This window comes from Vibrio sp. D431a (genome assembly GCF_030248655.1).
GTDB classification, from domain to species: domain Bacteria; phylum Pseudomonadota; class Gammaproteobacteria; order Enterobacterales; family Vibrionaceae; genus Vibrio; species Vibrio alginolyticus.
On sequence record NZ_JAHGAP010000011.1, the window covers coordinates 1 to 19,174 of the forward strand.

At 42.9% G+C, this 19,174-nt stretch carries 19 protein-coding genes; 7 read left to right on the top strand and 12 right to left on the bottom strand.

The genetic code is table 11. The features are described from left to right. Positions 1-471, top strand: a 471-nt coding sequence (locus KJB35_RS09185; protein ID WP_285385236.1) for a flagellin, incomplete at its 5' end; no start/stop codon positions are given. Between the two features lie 116 nt (positions 472-587). After that, positions 588-1,712 carry a flagellin gene (locus KJB35_RS09190; RefSeq protein ID WP_137281775.1) on the top strand — a complete coding sequence of 375 codons (1,125 nt, stop codon included), beginning with the start codon at positions 588-590 and terminating at the stop codon, positions 1,710-1,712. A gap of 96 nt (positions 1,713-1,808) precedes the next feature. On the opposite strand, the gene crr is transcribed toward KJB35_RS09190, so the two are convergent. The 5 genes from crr to cysZ form a co-directional block, all read right to left on the bottom strand. Then, positions 1,809-2,318 carry a PTS glucose transporter subunit IIA gene (gene crr / locus KJB35_RS09195; RefSeq protein ID WP_005382041.1) on the bottom strand — a complete coding sequence of 170 codons (510 nt, stop codon included), beginning with the start codon at positions 2,316-2,318 and terminating at the stop codon, positions 1,809-1,811. Positions 2,319-2,439: 121 nt separating this feature from the next. Further along, the gene (gene ptsI, locus KJB35_RS09200; protein WP_005389298.1) at positions 2,440-4,164 is read right to left on the bottom strand and encodes a phosphoenolpyruvate-protein phosphotransferase PtsI; all 1,725 of its coding nucleotides are present in this window, start codon (positions 4,162-4,164) and stop codon (positions 2,440-2,442) included. 140 nt (positions 4,165-4,304) lie between these two features. Continuing rightward, entirely contained in the window at positions 4,305-4,562 is a 258-nt protein-coding gene (locus KJB35_RS09205; RefSeq protein ID WP_005382043.1) for an HPr family phosphocarrier protein, read from the bottom strand. Positions 4,563-4,862: 300 nt separating this feature from the next. After that, the gene (gene cysK, locus KJB35_RS09210) at positions 4,863-5,831 is read right to left on the bottom strand and encodes a cysteine synthase A (protein WP_047009545.1); all 969 of its coding nucleotides are present in this window, start codon (positions 5,829-5,831) and stop codon (positions 4,863-4,865) included. Positions 5,832-5,995: 164 nt separating this feature from the next. Next, on the bottom strand, positions 5,996-6,739 hold the full coding sequence (gene cysZ, locus KJB35_RS09215; RefSeq protein WP_031780324.1) for a sulfate transporter CysZ: 744 nt from the start codon (positions 6,737-6,739) through the stop codon (positions 5,996-5,998). Positions 6,740-6,990: 251 nt separating this feature from the next. Between cysZ and zipA the strand changes: the two genes are divergently transcribed. The 3 genes from zipA (at position 6,991) to KJB35_RS09230 (ending at position 11,970) form a co-directional block, all read left to right on the top strand. Next, positions 6,991-7,947 (top strand): cell division protein ZipA, encoded by a 957-nt coding sequence (gene zipA / locus KJB35_RS09220; protein ID WP_042523140.1) that lies wholly within the window; start codon positions 6,991-6,993, stop codon positions 7,945-7,947. A gap of 90 nt (positions 7,948-8,037) precedes the next feature. Continuing rightward, complete coding sequence (gene ligA / locus KJB35_RS09225) at positions 8,038-10,050, top strand: NAD-dependent DNA ligase LigA (RefSeq protein ID WP_017819968.1); 2,013 nt, start codon at positions 8,038-8,040, stop codon at positions 10,048-10,050. 510 nt (positions 10,051-10,560) lie between these two features. Next, complete coding sequence (locus tag KJB35_RS09230) at positions 10,561-11,970, top strand: hypothetical protein (protein ID WP_005382055.1); 1,410 nt, start codon at positions 10,561-10,563, stop codon at positions 11,968-11,970. 40 nt (positions 11,971-12,010) lie between these two features. Here the strand turns inward: KJB35_RS09230 and KJB35_RS09235 are convergent, their stop codons facing one another. The 7 genes from KJB35_RS09235 to bcsE form a co-directional block, all read right to left on the bottom strand. Next, the gene (locus KJB35_RS09235) at positions 12,011-12,193 is read right to left on the bottom strand and encodes a hypothetical protein (protein WP_021707681.1); all 183 of its coding nucleotides are present in this window, start codon (positions 12,191-12,193) and stop codon (positions 12,011-12,013) included. Positions 12,194-12,306: 113 nt separating this feature from the next. After that, positions 12,307-12,486: a hypothetical protein gene (locus KJB35_RS09240; protein WP_021707680.1), complete on the bottom strand. Its 180-nt coding sequence runs from the start codon at positions 12,484-12,486 to the stop codon at positions 12,307-12,309. A 324-nt stretch (positions 12,487-12,810) separates the two neighbouring features. Then, entirely contained in the window at positions 12,811-13,272 is a 462-nt protein-coding gene (locus KJB35_RS09245) for an NfeD family protein (protein ID WP_005382058.1), read from the bottom strand. Between the two features lie 3 nt (positions 13,273-13,275). Then, on the bottom strand, positions 13,276-14,193 hold the full coding sequence (locus KJB35_RS09250) for an SPFH domain-containing protein (RefSeq protein ID WP_054575231.1): 918 nt from the start codon (positions 14,191-14,193) through the stop codon (positions 13,276-13,278). 153 nt (positions 14,194-14,346) lie between these two features. Then, the gene (bcsG, locus tag KJB35_RS09255; protein WP_054575230.1) at positions 14,347-15,972 is read right to left on the bottom strand and encodes a cellulose biosynthesis protein BcsG; all 1,626 of its coding nucleotides are present in this window, start codon (positions 15,970-15,972) and stop codon (positions 14,347-14,349) included. Then, on the bottom strand, positions 15,972-16,148 hold the full coding sequence (locus KJB35_RS09260; RefSeq protein ID WP_017819966.1) for a hypothetical protein: 177 nt from the start codon (positions 16,146-16,148) through the stop codon (positions 15,972-15,974). Before KJB35_RS09260 ends, bcsG begins: the two co-directional genes overlap by 1 nt. Beyond that, positions 16,145-17,728 (bottom strand): cellulose biosynthesis protein BcsE, encoded by a 1,584-nt coding sequence (gene bcsE, locus KJB35_RS09265; protein WP_213908058.1) that lies wholly within the window; start codon positions 17,726-17,728, stop codon positions 16,145-16,147. Before bcsE ends, KJB35_RS09260 begins: the two co-directional genes overlap by 4 nt. Before the next feature lie 470 nt (positions 17,729-18,198). Here bcsE and KJB35_RS09270 point away from each other — a divergent pair, with 470 nt between their 5' ends. Next, a complete protein-coding gene (locus KJB35_RS09270; protein ID WP_021034149.1) occupies positions 18,199-18,396 on the top strand; it encodes a hypothetical protein in 198 nt (65 codons plus the stop codon). Next, positions 18,393-19,172, top strand: a complete 780-nt coding sequence (gene bcsQ / locus KJB35_RS09275; RefSeq protein ID WP_005382068.1) for a cellulose biosynthesis protein BcsQ — start codon at positions 18,393-18,395, stop codon at positions 19,170-19,172. The genes KJB35_RS09270 and bcsQ overlap by 4 nt, the downstream gene beginning before the upstream one ends. Positions 19,173-19,174: the final 2 nt, after the last annotated feature.

A 19,174-nucleotide genomic window follows, 5' to 3' on the forward strand; every position in this document is an offset into this window, starting at 1 on the left:
CTTGCGACTTACATTAACGGTCAAACTGACCTAGTGAAAGCCTCAGTAGACCAAGACGGTAAACTGCAAATCTTCGCTGGCAACAACAAAGTTGAGGGCGAAGTCGAGTTTTCAGGCGGCCTATCTGGCGAGCTAGGTTTGGGCGAAGGTAAAAAAGTAACGGTAGATACTATTGACGTAACCTCAGTCGGTGGCGCACAAGAATCTGTTGCTATCATCGATGCGGCACTGAAATACGTAGACAGCCACCGCGCAGAGCTAGGTGCTTTCCAGAACCGTTTCAACCACGCAATCAGCAACTTGGACAACATTAACGAGAATGTTAACGCGTCGAAGAGCCGTATCAAAGATACTGACTTCGCGAAAGAAACGACGGCAATGACCAAATCACAAATTCTATCGCAAGCGTCAAGCTCAATCCTTGCGCAAGCGAAACAAGCGCCTAACTCAGCGCTAAGTCTGCTAGGTTAATCAATTTAACAAAGCAAGAAACCAAAGCCAGGCTCATCCCTGGCTTTTTGCTTATTGGCTATAACGATTCAGATGTGTCCTGACAGTATGTTCGATAAGGCATTCATATCGATTAGATGATCTCTTTAAATTCCAATGTTTCTGCGATGGTGGCGCAGAGACACCTGAGTCAAGCAGCTGCGCAAAATGTTGAGTCACAACGCAACCTAACTTCGGGGTTTCGAATCAACTCGGCGAGCGATGATGCGGCAGGTTTACAGATATCGAATACTCTCCATGTACAAACGAGAGGGCTTGATGTCGCCTTAAGAAATGCGCACGACGCTTTTTCTGTTGCTCAAACAGCGGAGGGAGCATTGCACGAAAGCAGTGACATATTGCAACGCTTACGCTCTCTGGGGCTTCAAGCAGCAAACGGCAGTTATGACTCAAGTGATCGGCAAAGTATTCAATATGAGGTCGTAGCGCTGCAAGATGAGCTTGATCGTGTCGCGATCACGACAACATTTGCGGATAAAAACCTGTTTGATGGATCTTACGGTTCACAAAGTTTCCATATTGGCGCGAACGCTAATTCAATCTCTTTGACGTTACGTAACATGCGTAGCCATATCCCAGAGATGGGAGGGCAGCATTATGTTGGTGATGCGGTCGATAAAGATTGGCGAGTCACTAAAGATAACCAAACCCTAAAAGTCGAATATCAAGACAGTAAAGGGCAAACCCAAACGGAATCCATTGGACTCAAATTGGGTGACCGTATAGAACAGGTCGCCACTTACATCAATGCTCAACAATCGATAGTGAATGCTTCAGTAACGGAAAACAACGAACTGCAATTCTTCGCTTCTACGATGAAGGCGCCAGAGGGTGTGGTTCTCGAAGGGAGTTTAGCGGATGAGCTTGATGTGAGCGCTGGTCAATTAGTCACAATGGATGACATCGATATGTCGACGGCAGGTAAGGCTCAGCTTTCAGTTGGGGTGATTGATGCAGCAATTAAGTACGTTGATTCGCACCGAAGTGAAATTGGCAGCTTTCAGAACCGTGTAAACGGCTCGATGGATAACTTAAATACTGTGAATCGGAGTGTTACAGAATCCAAGAGTCGAATAAGAGATACAGACTTCGCAAGAGAATCTACGGAAATGGTGCGTTCTCAAGTGCTCCAAGATGCGACAACAGCGTTATTGGCTCAGGCAAAGCAAAGGCCGAGTTCGGCACTTGGATTACTTAGCTGAGCGGATTTCATTGATGTAAGTCGATTAGAAACAAAATTTCAGGTAATAAAAAACGCTGCCAATGGCAGCGTTTTTTCGTGTTCGATTAAGTAAAAATTACTTAGTTACACGTAGAACTGGAGTTTCACCAACAGTTACAGAACCAGAAAGCTTGTTTAGCTCTTTGATTTCGTCCATGTTAGAGATAACAACTGGAGTTAGCGTTGACTTCGCTTTCTCTTCTAGAAGAGCTAGATCGAATTCAATTACAGTGTCGCCAGCTTTAACAGTTTGACCTTCTTCAGCGATACGCGTGAAGCCTTCGCCTTTTAGTTCAACTGTGTCGATACCGAAGTGAACGAAAAGCTCAACACCGTCGTCAGACTCGATAGAGAACGCATGGTTAGTTTCGAAGATCTTACCGATAGTACCGTTTACAGGAGCTACCATTTTGTTGCCTGCTGGCTTGATAGCAATACCGTCACCAACGATTTTCTCAGCGAAAACAACATCTGGCACGTCTTCGATGTTTACAATCTCACCAGAAAGTGGCGCGATGATTTCGATAGCACCAGCGTCAGCGCTGTCATCAGATACAAGCTTCTTAAGTTTGTCAAACAGACCCATTGTGTCATGCTCCTAAGGTTTGGTTTTATTCTGTCGAATTATAGTATACCAATATAGCTCATTAGACGACTTTTTTCGCCGTCTAATGGCCATTAAGTATTGAATTACTTGGTACTACCGATTACTGAGCTTTCTCAGCAATAAACTTTTCTACCACGGCTTCGATTTCTTCTGCTGTCGGTAGAGAAAGGGCTTCTTCAGCCATTGCTTTCACTTCTGCGAAGTTAGAGTTACGAACTACTTTCTTCACTTTAGGGATTGAAATGCCGCTCATTGAGAACTCGTCCAGACCCATACCTAGAAGTAGAAGTGTTGCACGCTCGTCACCTGCAAGTTCACCACACATACCAGTCCATTTACCTTCTGCGTGAGAAGCGTCGATAACTTGCTTGATCACAGTAAGTACAGCTGGTGATAATGGGTTGTATAGGTGAGAAATCATCTCGTTACCACGGTCAACCGCTAGCGTGTACTGAGTTAGGTCGTTTGTACCGATAGAGAAGAAAGACACTTCCTTCGCTAAGTGGTGTGCGATCGCAGCAGCAGCAGGAGTTTCAACCATAACACCGATTTCGATGTTTTCGTCGAACGCGTGGCCTTCAGCGCGTAGCTCTTCTTTGTACTCTTCGATCGCTTTCTTAAGCTCACGGATTTCTTCGACAGAGATGATCATTGGGAACATGATACGCAGTTTGCCGTGTGCAGAAGCACGTAGGATGCCACGTAGCTGATCACGAAGGATTTCACGACGATCTAGACTGATACGTACAGCGCGCCAGCCTAGGAATGGGTTCATCTCTTTTGGAAGATCCATGTATGGGAGATCTTTATCGCCGCCGATATCCATAGTACGGATGATCACAGCTTGACCGTTCATTGCTTCCGCAACTTCTTTGTACGCTTGGTACTGTTCTTCTTCAGTTGGTAGCGCAGTACGGTCCATAAATAGGAATTCAGTACGGTACAGACCAACACCTTCACCGCCGTTACGAAGGATACCGTCACAGTCTTTCACTGTACCGATGTTACCGCAAACTTCTACACGGTGACCGTCAGTCGTTTCTGCGTGTAGGTCTTTCAGTTTCGCTAGCTCTTCTTTTTCAGCTAGGAATGCTGCTTTAACCGCTTTCGCTTCTTCTAGCTCAGCTTCTGATGGGTTAACAACAATCTTGTTGTTCATTGCGTCAAGAATCAGCATGTCGCCATTCTTAACTTTCTTCGTGATGTCGTTAGTACCAACGATAGCTGGAAGCTCAAGTGAGCGAGCCATGATTGAAGTGTGAGATGTACGACCGCCGATATCACAAGCAAAACCAAGCACGTAGTCTAGGTTGATTTGTGCAGTTTCAGATGGCGTTAGGTCGTAAGCAACAAGAATTACTTCTTCGTTGATATCGCTAAGCGAAACAATGTTGATGCCTAGTGCGTTCTTAACAAAACGAGAACCGATATCGCGGATGTCAGTTGCACGCTCTTTTAAGTATTCGTCGTCTAGAGACTCAAGAGCACATGCTTGCTCTTCGATCACTGAGTGGATAGCGTGATCAGCAGTCATCTTGTCGTTTTTGATAAGTGCTAGGATTTCCTCTTCTAGCTCTTCGTCTTCAAGAAGCATGATGTGACCTTCAAAGATCGCTTCTTTTTCTTCGCCAAACGTTTCAAGCGCTTTTTGCTTGATAGTTTCTAGCTGAGCTGCAGATTTGTTACGAGCGTCAAAGAAACGCTGAACTTCAGCTTCTACTTGATCGTCAGAAATAGTGTTTGTGTTTAGGACAATTTCATCTTCTTGAAGTAGTAGTGCTTTACCGATTGCAATACCAGGAGATGCTAGGATGCCTGAAATCATAGCCTTACCTTAAGTTTGGTCAACTTTATAAAACGGGAGAATAATGGGTGCGCTAACGAATAGTTTTAGCTTAGTTTTGAGCCTATTTCCAACGAAGCCATTTTGCTTTCACAAAATGGCTTCTGGAGTAGGAGACCGGATTAGTGTAGTTGGTCCATTAGAGCAACTAGGTGGTCAACTGCTTGCTGAGCTTGTGGGCCTTCAGCAGAAATAGTAACTTGAGTACCTTTTACTAGGCCTAGTGTTTGTAGTTTGAACAGGCTCTTAGCGCTAGCGCTTTTACCGTTAGAAGTCACAGTGATGTCTGCGTCGAATGCTTTCGCTTCTTTAACAAACTGTGCAGCTGGACGAGTGTGAAGGCCGTTTTCTGCTGTGATTTCTACTTGCTTCTCGTACATGTGATATACCCCAATAAATGTATTTTTTTGTTAGTTTGTGACCAGATTTTAGCTTAACTGCTTTACATCTTGTGCGCTAGCACGGGAAGAGTTCAAAGCGCGTCAGTTCTGATACTAGTCAAAAGTTTGGTAACTACGCAACTGTTTGCGTGCGTAATCACTTTGAAACCTTTTTGTGTTCTGCTTCTTTATTTTGAAGCTAGAAATAAAACACCCTGATATTACCAAAGGTAGGGCAGGGATCAACAAAAAAGCCCCTAAACGGGGCTTTTTTAAACTAAAAATTGATTTGAACACATATTATTGTTGGTTCTCTTTTTCGGTAAAGATACCTGCAAAGAGTGCTGTACTTAGGTAACGCTCACCGGAACTTGGCAAGACAGTTACAATTGTTTTTCCTTCAAATTCAGGTAGTTCCGCAAGTCGGTTCGCTGCAACAACCGCTGCGCCTGATGAGATACCAGCTAGGATACCTTCCTCTTCCATTAGGCGACGAGCCATCTCAATCGCTTCTTCTGAGGTAACTTGCTCAACACGGTCAATAATGTCTAAATCGAGGTTACCTGGGATAAAACCAGCACCGATACCTTGGATTTTGTGCGGAGCAGGTTGGATTTCTTCGCCAGCAAGTGCTTGTGCAATAACTGGAGACTCTGCTGGCTCAACTGCGACAGAAGTGATGGCTTTGCCTTTTTCACCTTTGATGTAACGGCTTGTACCTGTGATAGTACCGCCCGTACCGACACCAGCAACGAATACGTCGATTTCACCGTCTGTCGCTTCCCAAATCTCAGGGCCCGTAGTCTTTTCGTGGATCTCTGGGTTCGCAGGGTTGTCAAATTGTTGAAGAAGTAGGTATTTCTCAGGGTTGCTTGCTACGATTTCTTCTGCTTTAGCAATCGCCCCTTTCATGCCTTTCGCCGCTTCAGTCAGCTCAAGGTTGGCGCCCAGTGCTTTAAGTAGCTTACGGCGTTCTAGGCTCATTGATTCAGGCATGGTCAATGTTAGCTTGTAACCGCGAGCGGCCGCTACGAATGCTAGAGCAACACCTGTGTTACCACTGGTAGGTTCTACAAGCTCTACACCTGGCTTAAGAAGCCCCGCTTTCTCTGCTTCCCAAATCATGTTTGCACCGATACGGCACTTAACACTGAAGCTAGGGTTACGCGCTTCAATTTTCGCAAGAACTTTGCCGTTGCTTACTTTGTTTAGACGAACGAGAGGTGTATTACCAATAGTAAGAGAGTTATCTTCGTAGATTTTGCTCATAGTGATGTTCCTTCATTACACGTTGTGTGAATATGGATAGAAGAATATGCGGTATGAAAAAAAGGGAAAAGGATTAAAAAGTTATATCTTATTAGGTTGGCCCAGAACTTGATAAAAGAAAAGGGAAAAGCTGGCGCTGATCCCTTTCCTTAATCTCTAGTCGACTATCGTTGGTGCTTAAACTCCGCGACCCACATAGCGGTTGCACCACATATTGCTACAGGCATGACAATGAGGTTCAAAATTGGGATCGTCGTAAACACAGACACCAATACCCCAAAGCCATAGGCCTTACCTTGCTTTTGTTTCAATTTGTAACGCATGTCGTTAAATGGGATTTTGTGATTATCAAACGGGTAGTCACAATATTGAATCGCGAGCATCCAGGCGGTAAAGATAAACCATAAAAATGGTCCTACTGTTTGTCCAAGGGCAGGGATGAGCAATAACAGGAATAGGCCTATTGCTTTAGGTAAGATGTAAAGGAGCTTTCTCCACTCACGAGCTAAAACGCGAGGAACATCTTTCAGGACGGCAGTGAAACCATCATCATTTACTTTTTGTCCCGTTAAGTACTCTTCCACTTTTTCAGCTAAGAGGCCATTGAATGGCGCGGCGATAAAGTTCGCGAGTGTGCTGAAAAAATAGGAGAAGGTAGCGAGTATTGTCAGAGCGAGTAAAGGCCAAAGAATGTAAGTTAACCAGGATAAAAACTCAGGCAGCTGCCCAATCCAGTCTTCGATCCATATATTAAGGTTTGAAAATAGATAGAAGATGGCACCACCCACAAGCAAGATATTTGCAAGTAGAGGTAAGATGACAAAGCGTCTGATTTTAGGGGCAAGTGCCAATTGTATCCCGTATAGAAAATAACCGAACCCGGTTCTCTGCTGATTGTTTTGCTTCATGTCTATTTTGGCTTCGTGTAAATGAAAACTCATTGTACCTGTGAGGACTTTTCTTTCAATGCCCTGACAAATGACGTCTTGTTAAGTGGAATCGTGGCAAGAATCACAACAAAAAACGGAACTTCTTGCATTAAGTTGTTCTAAATCTACATATAGTTTTGGTAAAGTAAACGTATCATTCAGATTTATTGCACTTGGGTTGCTGCTCAAGGAACTGCGAGTAGTAAAAACAAGTATATTGAGAGTAAATAATGCAGGAATTGCGATTCGTACTCATTGTTGTTGGCGCATTAGCCATCGCGGCATTACTGTTTCATGGTTTATGGAGCAGTAAAAAAGAAGGCAAAGCAAAGTTTGGTAACAAGCCACTTGGTAAGCTGGATGTTGACCAAGAAGACAAAAATGATCTTGTTGAGAAAGAGCGAGACTTCGCTCCCGCTCCTGAAGATGACTTTGAGATCATTCGCAAAGATCGCAAAGAACCAGATTTTGGGATGGCGAGCTCTTTCGACAACAAGTTTGAATCTGACCCGTTATTCGGTGGTCCATCTGAAGTCAAACAGACGCAGCAGGAGCCGGATGACATCCCTTCATTTGTTGCAGAAAAAGATAAAGAAGAGGACGTTGAGCCTGTTGTTCAAGCAACAGTAGCTGAAGAGCCATTCCAGCCTGCTGTGGAAGAAGACGTTATTCCCGCCGCGTTTGATATTACGGAGAAAGAACAGCAAGTCGAAACGGTTAGTGAGCCTGTCGTTGCAGAGCCTAAGGAAGAGCCAAAGCCAGAACCTGAAATGCAAGTGATTGTATTGAATGTGCACTGTGCTGGTGAAGAGCCATTTGTTGGTACTGCTTTATTTGAAAGTATGCAACAAAACGGTCTAATTTATGGCGAGATGGATATTTTCCATCGTCATGTCGACTTGTCCGGTAACGGCAAAGTGCTGTTTAGCGTCGCTAATATGATGCACCCTGGTACGTTTGAGCATGCTGATCCTGCTGAGTTTACAACGAAGGGTATTTCATTCTTCATGACATTGCCTTGTTATGGCGAGGCTGAACAGAACTTCAACTTAATGCTCCGAACTGCGCAGCAAATTGCTGATGACTTAGGTGGTAACGTACTTGATGACCAGCGCAACTTAATGACGCCAGATCGTTTAGCATCTTATCGACGTCAAATAGTTGAGTTTAATGCCGCTAACGCATAATCTTAACAGCAAATAATAATAGGGCTCCGGATGGAGCCCTTTTTCTTGGATTTCCCAACCTCACCGATTGAAAATACACGGGGCTTTACTATGTCTGAATCAGTACTTCAGCGACTAGAAGAACTAAAAGAGTCGTTGCATTACCACGCTGTGCGTTACTACGTGGAAGATAACCCAGAGATCCCTGATGCCGAGTACGACCGTTTAATGCGAGAGTTACTGGATATTGAAGCTGAGAACCCTGACTTAATAACCGTAGACTCGCCAAGCCAACGTGTCGGTGGGCAACCTCTCTCTGCGTTTAGCCAAGTGACACATGAAGTACCGATGCTTTCGCTTGATAACGCGTTTGATGATAGTGAACTCGATAGTTTCCACAAGCGCGCACAAGAGCGCGTGGGCAGCCAGAGTGTGAAAGAATACTGTTGTGAGCCTAAATTGGATGGACTCGCCGTAAGTTTGTTATATGAGAATGGCGTTTTAGTTCAGGCGGCCACTCGAGGCGATGGTACTACGGGTGAAAACATCACAGAGAATGTGCGTACGATTAAAGCTATTCCTTTAAAACTCAGAGGTAATGACTGGCCAAATCGTCTTGAAGTTCGTGGTGAAGTCTTTATGCCGAAAGCTGGGTTTGAAAAGCTCAATGAATTAGCAAGGAAGAAAGGCGAGAAAATCTTTGTTAATCCACGTAACGCTGCGGCAGGTAGCTTACGACAATTGGATTCACGTATTACGGCTTCTCGTCCGCTTAGCTTCTATGCATACAGTGTAGGCGTGGTGCAAGGTGCAGAATTGGCAGCAAGTCATTACGAACGCTTTTTGCAAATCAAATCTTGGGGACTGCCAATGTGTCCGGAAACTAAGCGAGTTGAAAGCTTGGCGGATGTAAAAGCTTACTACCAAGATATATTGCAGCGTCGTGATGCCCTCCCTTATGAGATCGATGGTGTCGTTATTAAAATTGACGATATTGCCGTGCAAGAGCGTCTGGGTTTTGTTGCTCGCGCTCCACGTTGGGCGATTGCCTACAAATTTCCAGCTCAGGAAGAAATGACGACACTGAATGAAGTGGAGTTCCAAGTCGGTCGCACTGGTGCGATTACACCTGTTGCTAAGCTAGAGCCTGTATTTGTTGGCGGGGTAACGGTAAGTAATGCGACGCTTCATAACGCAGATGAGATAGAACGTCTGCAAGTTAAGATTGGTGATCACGTTGTGATCCGCCGTGCTGGCGATGTTATTCCCCAAGTCGTATCTGTCATCAAAGAGCGTCGACCAGAAACAGCTCGAGATATTGTTTTCCCAACTCAGTGTCCTGTTTGTGGTTCGCATGTTGAGCGGATCGAAGGAGAAGCGGTAACACGTTGTATGGGGGGCTTAGTTTGCCAAGCCCAACGCAAACAAGCGCTAAAACACTTTGTTTCTCGTAAAGCGTTAGACGTTGACGGTTTAGGCGATAAAGTGATCGAGCAGCTTGTTGACCGTGAGATGGTGAAAACTCCTGCTGACTTATTTAAGTTATCAGCGGGGATTTTAACCGTACTAGATCGCATGGGGCCAAAGTCTGCGCAGAATATTGTGAATGCGTTAGAAAAATCCAAAGAGACAACGTTACCTCGGTTTTTGTATTCACTGGGGATCCGTGAAGTTGGCGAGGCAACCGCAGCAAACTTAGCAATGCACTTTAAAACGTTGGGAGCGATCCAAAATGCTACCGAAGAGCAGTTGATTGAAGTGCAAGACATCGGTGCTGTGGTTGCTCAACATATTACGACTTTCTTTAGTGAAGAACAGAACCAAGCGGTGGTTAAAGATTTGCTTGAACAAGGAATTCATTGGCCAGAGATTAATACTACTGAGCAGGTGGGGGAATTACCATTAGAAGGTAAAACAGTAGTATTAACGGGAACACTTTCTCAACTGGGGCGTACAGAAGCCAAAGAAGCCCTCCAAGCACTGGGGGCTAAAGTGACGGGTAGTGTTTCTAAGAAAACCGATATTTTGTTTGCTGGTGAAAATGCAGGTTCGAAGCTCGCAAAGGCACAAGAACTGGGTATCGAAATTAAAACCGAACAAGACTTACTCGAACTGATGAATTAAGTCTTCTCAAAAAAGCTAAAAAATAACTAAAAGCCCCGTATGGTAAGCATGCGGGGCTTTTTATTGTTCATAATTAAGTGTTTTTTTATTGAGTAATTGATGCCTTTGTTCATTTCAGTGATCAAGATCGAACCTTGGGTTATTGGTTTTTTTGGCTTTTTTAGTCTGCGAGTGACTTCAAGTTGATACTTTTAAGTTCAATTTAAGTGTTTGATTTTAAATAATAATTTGTTGTGTTGTGTTGATGTTGTTAAAAATAAGATCTGGATCAATAAGTTATATGGAACTTTGGAGTGGCTCATATTTTTTTAGAAAAAAAATAAGTTCCATTTGGATGTTTTTAGCTGCGAAGTTAGTCTTAATCACGTGGATACACGGTGTGTATGCAGGAACTAAAAAAAGCCAAATTAGAAATAATGAGGTTTGATCAGGAATTTACTTCTCTCCTTCGGCGGCCAACTAAAGGTGAGATAGAAAAATACAGCTATATCCATTTTTAGGAGTTTTTCCATGGACAAATTTTTTAAGGTTTCAGCGTTAACCGCAGCAATGTTTGGTGTTGTTGCTGTCGCTCCAGCTACAGCGTCTACTGAAAGTGCAGCAGGTGGCGAGTACGTAGAGAAAGTGAACGAATTTATGCAAGACTCAAGTCTGAATGCATTATTCATAGTTGATACTCGTTCACGAACTCGTACAACAGGTAAGCCCGGCGGTGAAAATGGTGACCGTTGGAGTCGTCTAAACTACTCTTCTTACAACGCAATTTTAGACTTCACTTCTGGCTACCACGATGGTTGGGTGGGCGCAGATGTTGCGGCTTACTACTCTGGCGATCTTTACAACGATAGTCTTTACAATTCAAACGAAGGCTACCTATGTAACGAAATCTCAACTTGTAACAACCTAGACTGGGGTGCAGGTGATGGTCAGCAGCTTAAAGTTTACAAAGCAGCGCTGAAATTCAAAGCAAACGAAAACTTTAATGCTCGTTTCGGTATGTTACAGGCTGGTGGTAACGGTACAATCGGTAACGTTTGGAGCTTTGTACCTGGTACTTACCGTGGTTTCGAACTGAACGCTAAGCTTGGTGATTTCAACCTAAGCTACTTTGGTGCAGACCAATTTACAGCACCTTGGCTGCTTCACGAAGATGATTACGCACCAGCGCTTTGGTCTGACACGTCATGGAGCTACCTACACTCTCTAGGTCTAAATGGTAACCTAACTGACAGCCTGTTTATGCAACTTGGCCTAGGCCAAGCAACTGGCGTTCAATATGCAAATGGTGTTGACTGGGGTGCAGGTCAAGTGACTAGCTACCACAACGAGACTGATAACACATCTTACAAAGCGTATTTGAAGTACACAGTGAGCGATCGTACAACTCTAGCATTTGATTTCTACGGTGTTGACGATGATGTGAAATACGATGGTCTAGGTTTCCACACTGGTCTGTCTTTGAACCAATCTTTCGGCAAGCTAGCTTGGATGTCTGAGTTGCGCTACACAGACACAGATAACCGTGCGGACTTCGTTCCTCGTACTATTCATACATATGGTATGAACAATGGTACTTGGTCTCAGTGGTGGGATGCGCTATCTGACTGGAACAAAGCGGGTGAGCTAGCATGGTACAACCGTCTATCTTACAACCAAGGTAACGGCTGGAACTACTACCTAGGCTTTGGTTACGGTACTGGCGCTGACTCTGCAGCAAGCGGAGCATCAGGTGACTGGGATTACGAAAGCGAATACGCAGTTAACGCAACCGTATCTTACTCACTACAAAGTGGCGCGCTTAAAGGTTCTACCATTCGTTTACACGGTACAATCCTAGAACGTGATGAGTACGCAGGTGCAGGCGATGCGGATGAGACAGACTTACGTCTACAAGTTCTTATCCCTTACAGCTTCCACTAATACTTAGTGAAATAATAAAAGGAGCCGCTAGGCTCCTTTTCTATTTCACTTCTCGGCCGTCGTATATTTTGCAATATAACGGTGGCAACATATGTACATTACCGTTTGGCAACTCACACTTTATCTCTGGGCCTAACGTACGACCACCGGATGCACCATTAGCATGAGTGGTTAACGGAATTATGGCAAAAGATATTACTAATAGACCAGATAAAAATCTCATAATCATCACCTTAATATAAACTTTAAATATCTACGTACTTGTATAAACCGTGACTACGCAGAAAGGCAAGGTTGAATAGGGCTCTTATATCAAACTAAGCTCTTACTTCTTTACTATTCCCATTCCCCACCTCTAAATCGACACATTTCACTTGGAATATTCGTAACGTCGCCACTTGGCATCTTACATTCGACTATAGGTCCCAAATTAGTTGTACCGCCGTTTCCGTTGTTGTAGGCAAAGGAAGAAAAAGAAAAAATACCGCACAACATTAAAAAGAGAAGCTTATTCATAGTACATCCTCTTACTTACCAAATAAAAAGCACTCAACTTAAATGCTTATGCGTTAAGTATGTATCCGAGGATAAAAAGATCAAAAAATAATTCAATAAAGTTTTATTTTTTAAAATAAATTTAGAGCGATAATTTACCTAGATATATTTCTATCTTATTGATTGTCGTGTGTTGAATAATTAAATGATAGGAAATGGGAGGTAGGGTATTAATAATATTACTACTACTTATTTTTTTCTCGATTTTAATTAAGGTAATGAAAATAAAGCAGTTGTTTAGATTAAAGTAATGGAGCATGATTTGCCCCATTACTTTGGCATAAATTAATTAGAATCAGGCTCAATGATTAAAATAATACCTTCCACATCGGTGATTCTTACGCGGGTACCGGCTGGAAGTGCTTGATCCGATTGTGCGGACCATGTGGTATCGGCTACCTTGATGCGATTGAGCCCGACGGAAAAGTCTTCTTCAAGGATAAGAGTACGCCCAATTAACTGCTTGTACTTTTGGTTCAGATCTCTTTCTTGGTCTTCTTGCTTGTCTTTAGACCATTGTCGTCGCCACCAAAGCCAGGTGGTGATTAAGCTGAAGCTTGCAAAGCAAAGCCATTGCAATTGCCAGCTCATTGGCAAAACGGTCATGATTGCTCCAACGATAAGTGCAGACATCCCGAGCCAGAGAAAATACCCTGCGGTACCAAGTAGCTCAACTGCTAAAAGAGCAAAGCCAAACGCTAGCCAATGCCAGAAAGAGATACCTTCCAACAAACTAAAAAAGTCCATAAATTAATCTTTATCTTGTTGTTTAAACATCTCTGCTATCCCTGCAACCGAGCCCATTAGTCCGGTTGCTTCTAATGGAAGCATAATTATTTTACCATTTTCGGCTTGACCAATGCTCTTGATCGCTTCGGTATAACCCTGTGCAATGAAGTAATTGACGGCTTGCATGTCACCTTTTGCAATGGCTTCGGAAACCATGTAAGTCGCTTTTGCTTCTGCTTGCGCGGCACGCTCACGTGCTTCTGCATGGAGAATAGCAGACTGCTTTTCGCCTTCAGCTTTTAATATCTCTGATTGTTTATGACCTTCGGCCTTTAATATCTCAGCTTGGCGAACCCCTTCTGCTTCAAGAATTTCCGCACGCTTATTACGCTCGGCTTTCATTTGCGCATTCATTGCAGCGGTCAGATCGGCTGGTGGCTGGACATCTTTAATCTCAATTCGTGTGACTTTTACGCCCCAAGGGTTTGTTGCTTGGTCAACGATCGCCAACAGCTTAGAGTTGATCATGTCGCGTTGGCTCAGCATTTCGTCCAGTTCCATTGAACCTAAAACGGTACGAATGTTGGTAAGGGTCAAGTTTCTAATAGCGTGTTCTAAATCGTTGACTTCATAAGCCGCTTTTGCAGCATCGATCACTTGAACAAATCCGACAGCGTCAATAACCACGTTAGCGTTATCTTTTGAAATGACCTCTTGCGCAGGAATATCGAGAACGCGCTCCATCATATTTACTTTTTGACCAACTTTATCAACGAATGGAATGATCAAGTTTAAACCCGGCTTTAATGTGTGGGTGTAGCGTCCGAAGCGTTCAACTGTCCAGTTGTTTCCTTGCGGAACCGTTTTAATGGCTGAAGATAAGATAACGACAGCAAGAACGACGAAAATACCGATGGTGATCAGTGAATCAATTGGCATGAGTTATTCCCTTAAGTGCATAATATTCGATCCATTTTTACCTATTTATAGACAATAGACAATTGAAGTTCTGAGACCTTTGAGAGGTTATTGGTTTTTTATATGACAAAGGCCGGAAACACCGGCCTTTGTCATTGCATGGTTTTATTCTCGCTATTTCGCGGGGTATTCAATCCAACTTGAACCATCAAGAGAAACATAATACTTCCCTTGTACTTCAATCACAGTAGAGCCTGAGTTCTGCGCGACAACTAGTGTTTCTGGTAGGTTCTCTGTCAATATTGAAGGGCTAAACGTCTTACTTTGATAAATGTTTTTATCCAAGATATTCGAAACGAGCTGCGACAATGCCAGATAGCTAGATGGCTCGCTTACGTGCTCGGTGTCGCCCTGACGCTGAATTCCTTCTCCGAAGATTTTAATTCCTACCGGTGTATGAATGATTGTCGGTGCAGGAATTTCTCGCATACCTGAAATTTGCATGCGGTCTCCTCGCATACCACCACCATGTTCTGGTACCAAAGCGACAACGATGTTGCGTTTTGAGGACTCTAAGGTTTTAAAGAACGCGTGGAGATCATCAAGCAAATTCTTAAGGCGCATTTTGTAGCTAGCAATAGATGTGCTTGAATTCGCATTGATGATCCTGTTGCCATCATGTAATGAAATTGAGTTGTAGAGTGCCACGACTTTGTCGTCACTACTGTTAAGTCTTTGCTGCCACCAGTTATCCAATACTTGCTTATCGCGGAAGATCGAAGAGCCATCAAAAGATTTTTGGTAAGGAGTTAAGTCTTCTTGAGACATAAGAGCCGCTTGTAAGTCGCCGTCTTTTTTGATCAATTCAAGGAAGCTATCAAAGACACCATTGTGGTTCATCAGTAAATTTTCTGTGAAGCCTAGCTCTTTCAAACTTTCGAACAAGTAGCACTGCTTTGATGGTGCTGGCTGGAACAGTTGACTGTGTTCCTGTTGACCACAATTGGCTCGTAACAGACGAATGACCGCAGGCCCGCTGTATGACGTTGCAGAGCTAAAGTTGTCGAACATGATGTCAAATTCTTTGAATAGAGGATGATCGGCCAGTCCTGCAATTTCGATGTCATCCCACGCGACCGAGCAAATACTCAAGAACAACAAATCGAAAGGAGCATCCATTGCGCTGTTGGTATCGAATGCCACACGTCGAGAAGCTTCTTTAGAAAAGAAATCTGCAGTTAACGTGTTGAGACTGGCATCATTAATTTCCGTTATTTGAGGTTGTTTGCTAGCAGTAACCTCGGTTGTCGGCTGTTGTTGAGCTACTTCTGCAGCCACTGTTGTCTGAGGTTCAGTCGTCATAGGAATACTTATATAGACCATCGCAATAACCACAAAGACTGAAACTCTAACGAACTTGCTCAAAATAAAGTACGCACCACACAAAGCGAGCAATCCGAGTATTGCTTGGAATGATAAAAATCGTCCCAAAAGCTCGACCAGATAACTCAATTCAAACTGCATTAACTGTCCCGCTTGAGCCCAAAGACGGTCTAGAGGAGGTAGGTAAGAATCGTAATGCAAGAGCCAGGCTGCGGCGACAAACACAACGATATGACGTACCGCATTTAGGCTTTTCATCGAGATAGGAAGCAGGATGAAGATCAACAGCGCAAAGTTTTCCATTGGATGGAAATCGATGATTCCTTGAAAATAGAGCGCTGTTTTTGCGATAAAGTAAATGTTCCACCAGCCCAATCCTATAGTAGAGGGGGTAGAGTCATGAGAATGCGATATCATTACTTAAGCTTCTTAGTGTTAGTGGCTGATGTATCTAGCTCAAAATAGCGCGAGCGTTTTAAGTGCTTGTGGTAAAAGCGTCGGGTAGCGTTTACTAGGTCACGGATAAAGTATCCTAGGAGTAGGCCAATACCTGAGCTGATAATCACGGTCAGTAAAAAATCGTTAATATTCATGAACGCTCCTTGAGCTCGATGGTTTTTTTCACAGCAAACAAAGGAGGAACATCAGTAATGGAGTTAGTGGCGGTATGGAATATTTTCCTCTCTGTCGCCAGAGCTGAAACGTCGTCGGATATGACAGCGGCATCTTGAACGATGAATTTTAACTCTGTTTCGATATCTAATTGGGTATCAAACGTGTGGGTCGAGTGAAATAGGTCTCTCACTGGGAACTCAAATATATTGTTTAGCGCAATATCAATATCGCTTTGTCGAATAGCACTGAACACGACATATAGAGCTTTGTTGCAGGCTGTCACAACGTCGCCATCTCTTCGAATATGACAAAGACGTAAACATTCCTCTGCAGTCATACCTGGCAATAAGTTCAGCTTTATAAGTGCAAAGTTCACACTTGAGTGTGTTGAGTGGGAAATGACGTCAATACAGTATTGACTAAAGTCCTGGTTTTGTAAGTAGCCTTTGCTACCAAACTCAAAGTCATATTTTAAGAGCGCCTCTAAACTTTCAGGAATTGGGCGTGTAAGCATTTGGCCTTGAATTGCCTCAACCTGAGTCATAAAGCGCATGTGGGGGATTTGCGCGTGAGAAATGAAGTTTGCCCCCGCGCGAAGCAAGAACTTTTCATCTGCATATCTCAGACATTGTTGGGTCTCCCTGACAATAATCTTTAGTCGACGGCCATATGCGGACCTTAAACGGTAGCAATCTAACGCGATCTGTTGAACTTCGCTTTGGTTATCGCAGCTGAAAATAATCGTTGAAGAGCGAGGGTTGTCTAGCATCTCTATGAGTCCTTGATTGCTCTCTGCCACACGCATCCCTTTTGGGGCTTTCACGCTTTCTCTGAAAGCTCTTCTGCTGACATAGATTCTATCGCTATCCGATTTGTCTTCTGGCATGACATGAGATTGATGCGTTTCGTAAGACGTTGCTTTTAGTGTTTTATCTTTAGTTTTAGTGAGAATGTATTCGTGTTGGGTAATTACACCGTGTTTATTGGACCAAAAATCCACAAGATAGCAGTAGCGAGCGTCATCTAATGATGTCATGGTCGCCAAACCTGCAATGTGTCTATTGTGAGAAATAAGAATGGGCTTTAATAGTGAAGTCGTCAGATGCCCATATATACAAACACTAATAGTGATTTTTTTATTATTTGCCAGCTCATTTAAGCTTTGTAGAAAGACACTTATAAAATCATCATTAGTTGATGATAGTAGCGAGTCTGGAACAACTAATAGACATGTAGAAAACTTCTTTATGTTCGTTTTGTGAATGTCTTTAGCAAGATTTATAGCTTTGGGCGTTTTTTTTGTGAATTTATGACTAAGAAAAAAACACTGTTCAAGGTGGGTTTTAGATAAGTCATTGAATTTCATTAAGGCTTCATCATTCAATGTGGACAAAAAAGTTTCTTTGTCTGTAAAGCTTGTAAGTGAAGTGTTGTCATTTTCCGGTAGTGTACTGAACAAATAATCAATAAGCATCTGTTTATGAGTAAATAAGTTTACATAAACAGAGTTTATCTCTCGTTCGTTTTTAATAGCAGATGATTCAGAGAGTGATGACATAAAGAGCCTTAAATCAATAACTTAATGTGTTTTGTGAAGCTCACAATCCGTTGTATGCTAATCGTTACAATTTTGATTTTCTTAGTGACAAGAAAATGACGCTAAGATATTAAACGAAATTGATCAGAAATTAAAATAGTTATAGCATGTGCTTCACATGATGTTTATGAGTTTAAAATCAATAGTCTCTAAGTCTATGATTCTCATTTAAAATATTTAAATTTCTTATATGTATTAAATGGATGGTAACAATTCATTATTGTAATCCTTTTTTCTGAAGTTAAATATTATTTAGGCCTTTGTTATTTATATGGGCTATAAATAAACTTATTCACATTCATCATCGTTCTATAAATATGAGACGCATAGGTCGATGCGTCAATTTTTTAACAATGGAATTTATACTGAAAATGATAGTGGCGGGATTGCTGTTATCTCAGTTTAAGCTCCGTTACATTGTGAAAAATTCTATGACTGAGTCTGCAAAAGATATTAATTCGATCTACTCTTCTTATAACTTAACTCAATACACGTATATTGAAACAACAGAAAACGAGTCTTACGTACAAGTTAAAAATAAGTGGCAAGTCTTCAAAGCCAACGGTGCTCGTAATGTTCTATCTTTGGTACGTAATACGCAGAAAAATTCAGAAACGGAAGCGATATGAAGCGCCTTCTATTTGTTAGTTTAAAAGGCGGCTGTGGCTCAACGACCGTCGCTGCGAATTTGGCACAAGCGTTAGTTAAGATAAACAAACAGGTACTGGCCATTGAGGTGGTGCCTAACAGTTTACTGCAAGCTCATCTTGGCTTGCCGAGGGAAGAGCAAGGAGGCTGGGCGAAACAACTTCTTTTAGATAAGCCTTGGACCCAGGCTGGTTATGAAAGCCCACAAGGTGCACTTTTTTTACCGTTTGGCCATCTGAATTCTGAGCAGTTAAAAGCGTTTTTTAATGAGCGTTCTCACTATCTATCAATGCTAGGTGAAATGACGTTGCAAGTGAGCGAAAACCGTGGTGAGCAGTGGCTGCTTTTTCACGCCGACTTAGCAGAGCTTACTGATCCTGAAGTGCGATCTTTTGTCGACTCAATGGATATGATTGTGGTGGTGGTAACGGCAGACGCCCTGAGTTATCTCACTCTTCAATCTTGGCTACAACATGAAGAGCTATCGAGATTGCTTCGCTCTGACAAATTACGTTTTTTGGTGAATAAGTATCAGCCAGAAACCGAAATTGGTCGTGATTTCATGTTGGTGCTGAAAAAGGAACTTAGCGAATCCTTGATTCCTGTTTCGATTCATCGAGATACGGCATTGCTTGAATGTGTGGCAAACCTGACGACCGTTCAACACTATTCGCCATCGAGCCAAGCCGCAAAAGATTTTCAGTCTTTTGCTTTTTGGTGTGTATCAGCGTTATCAAGCGCTCAGGACCAAAGCTAATT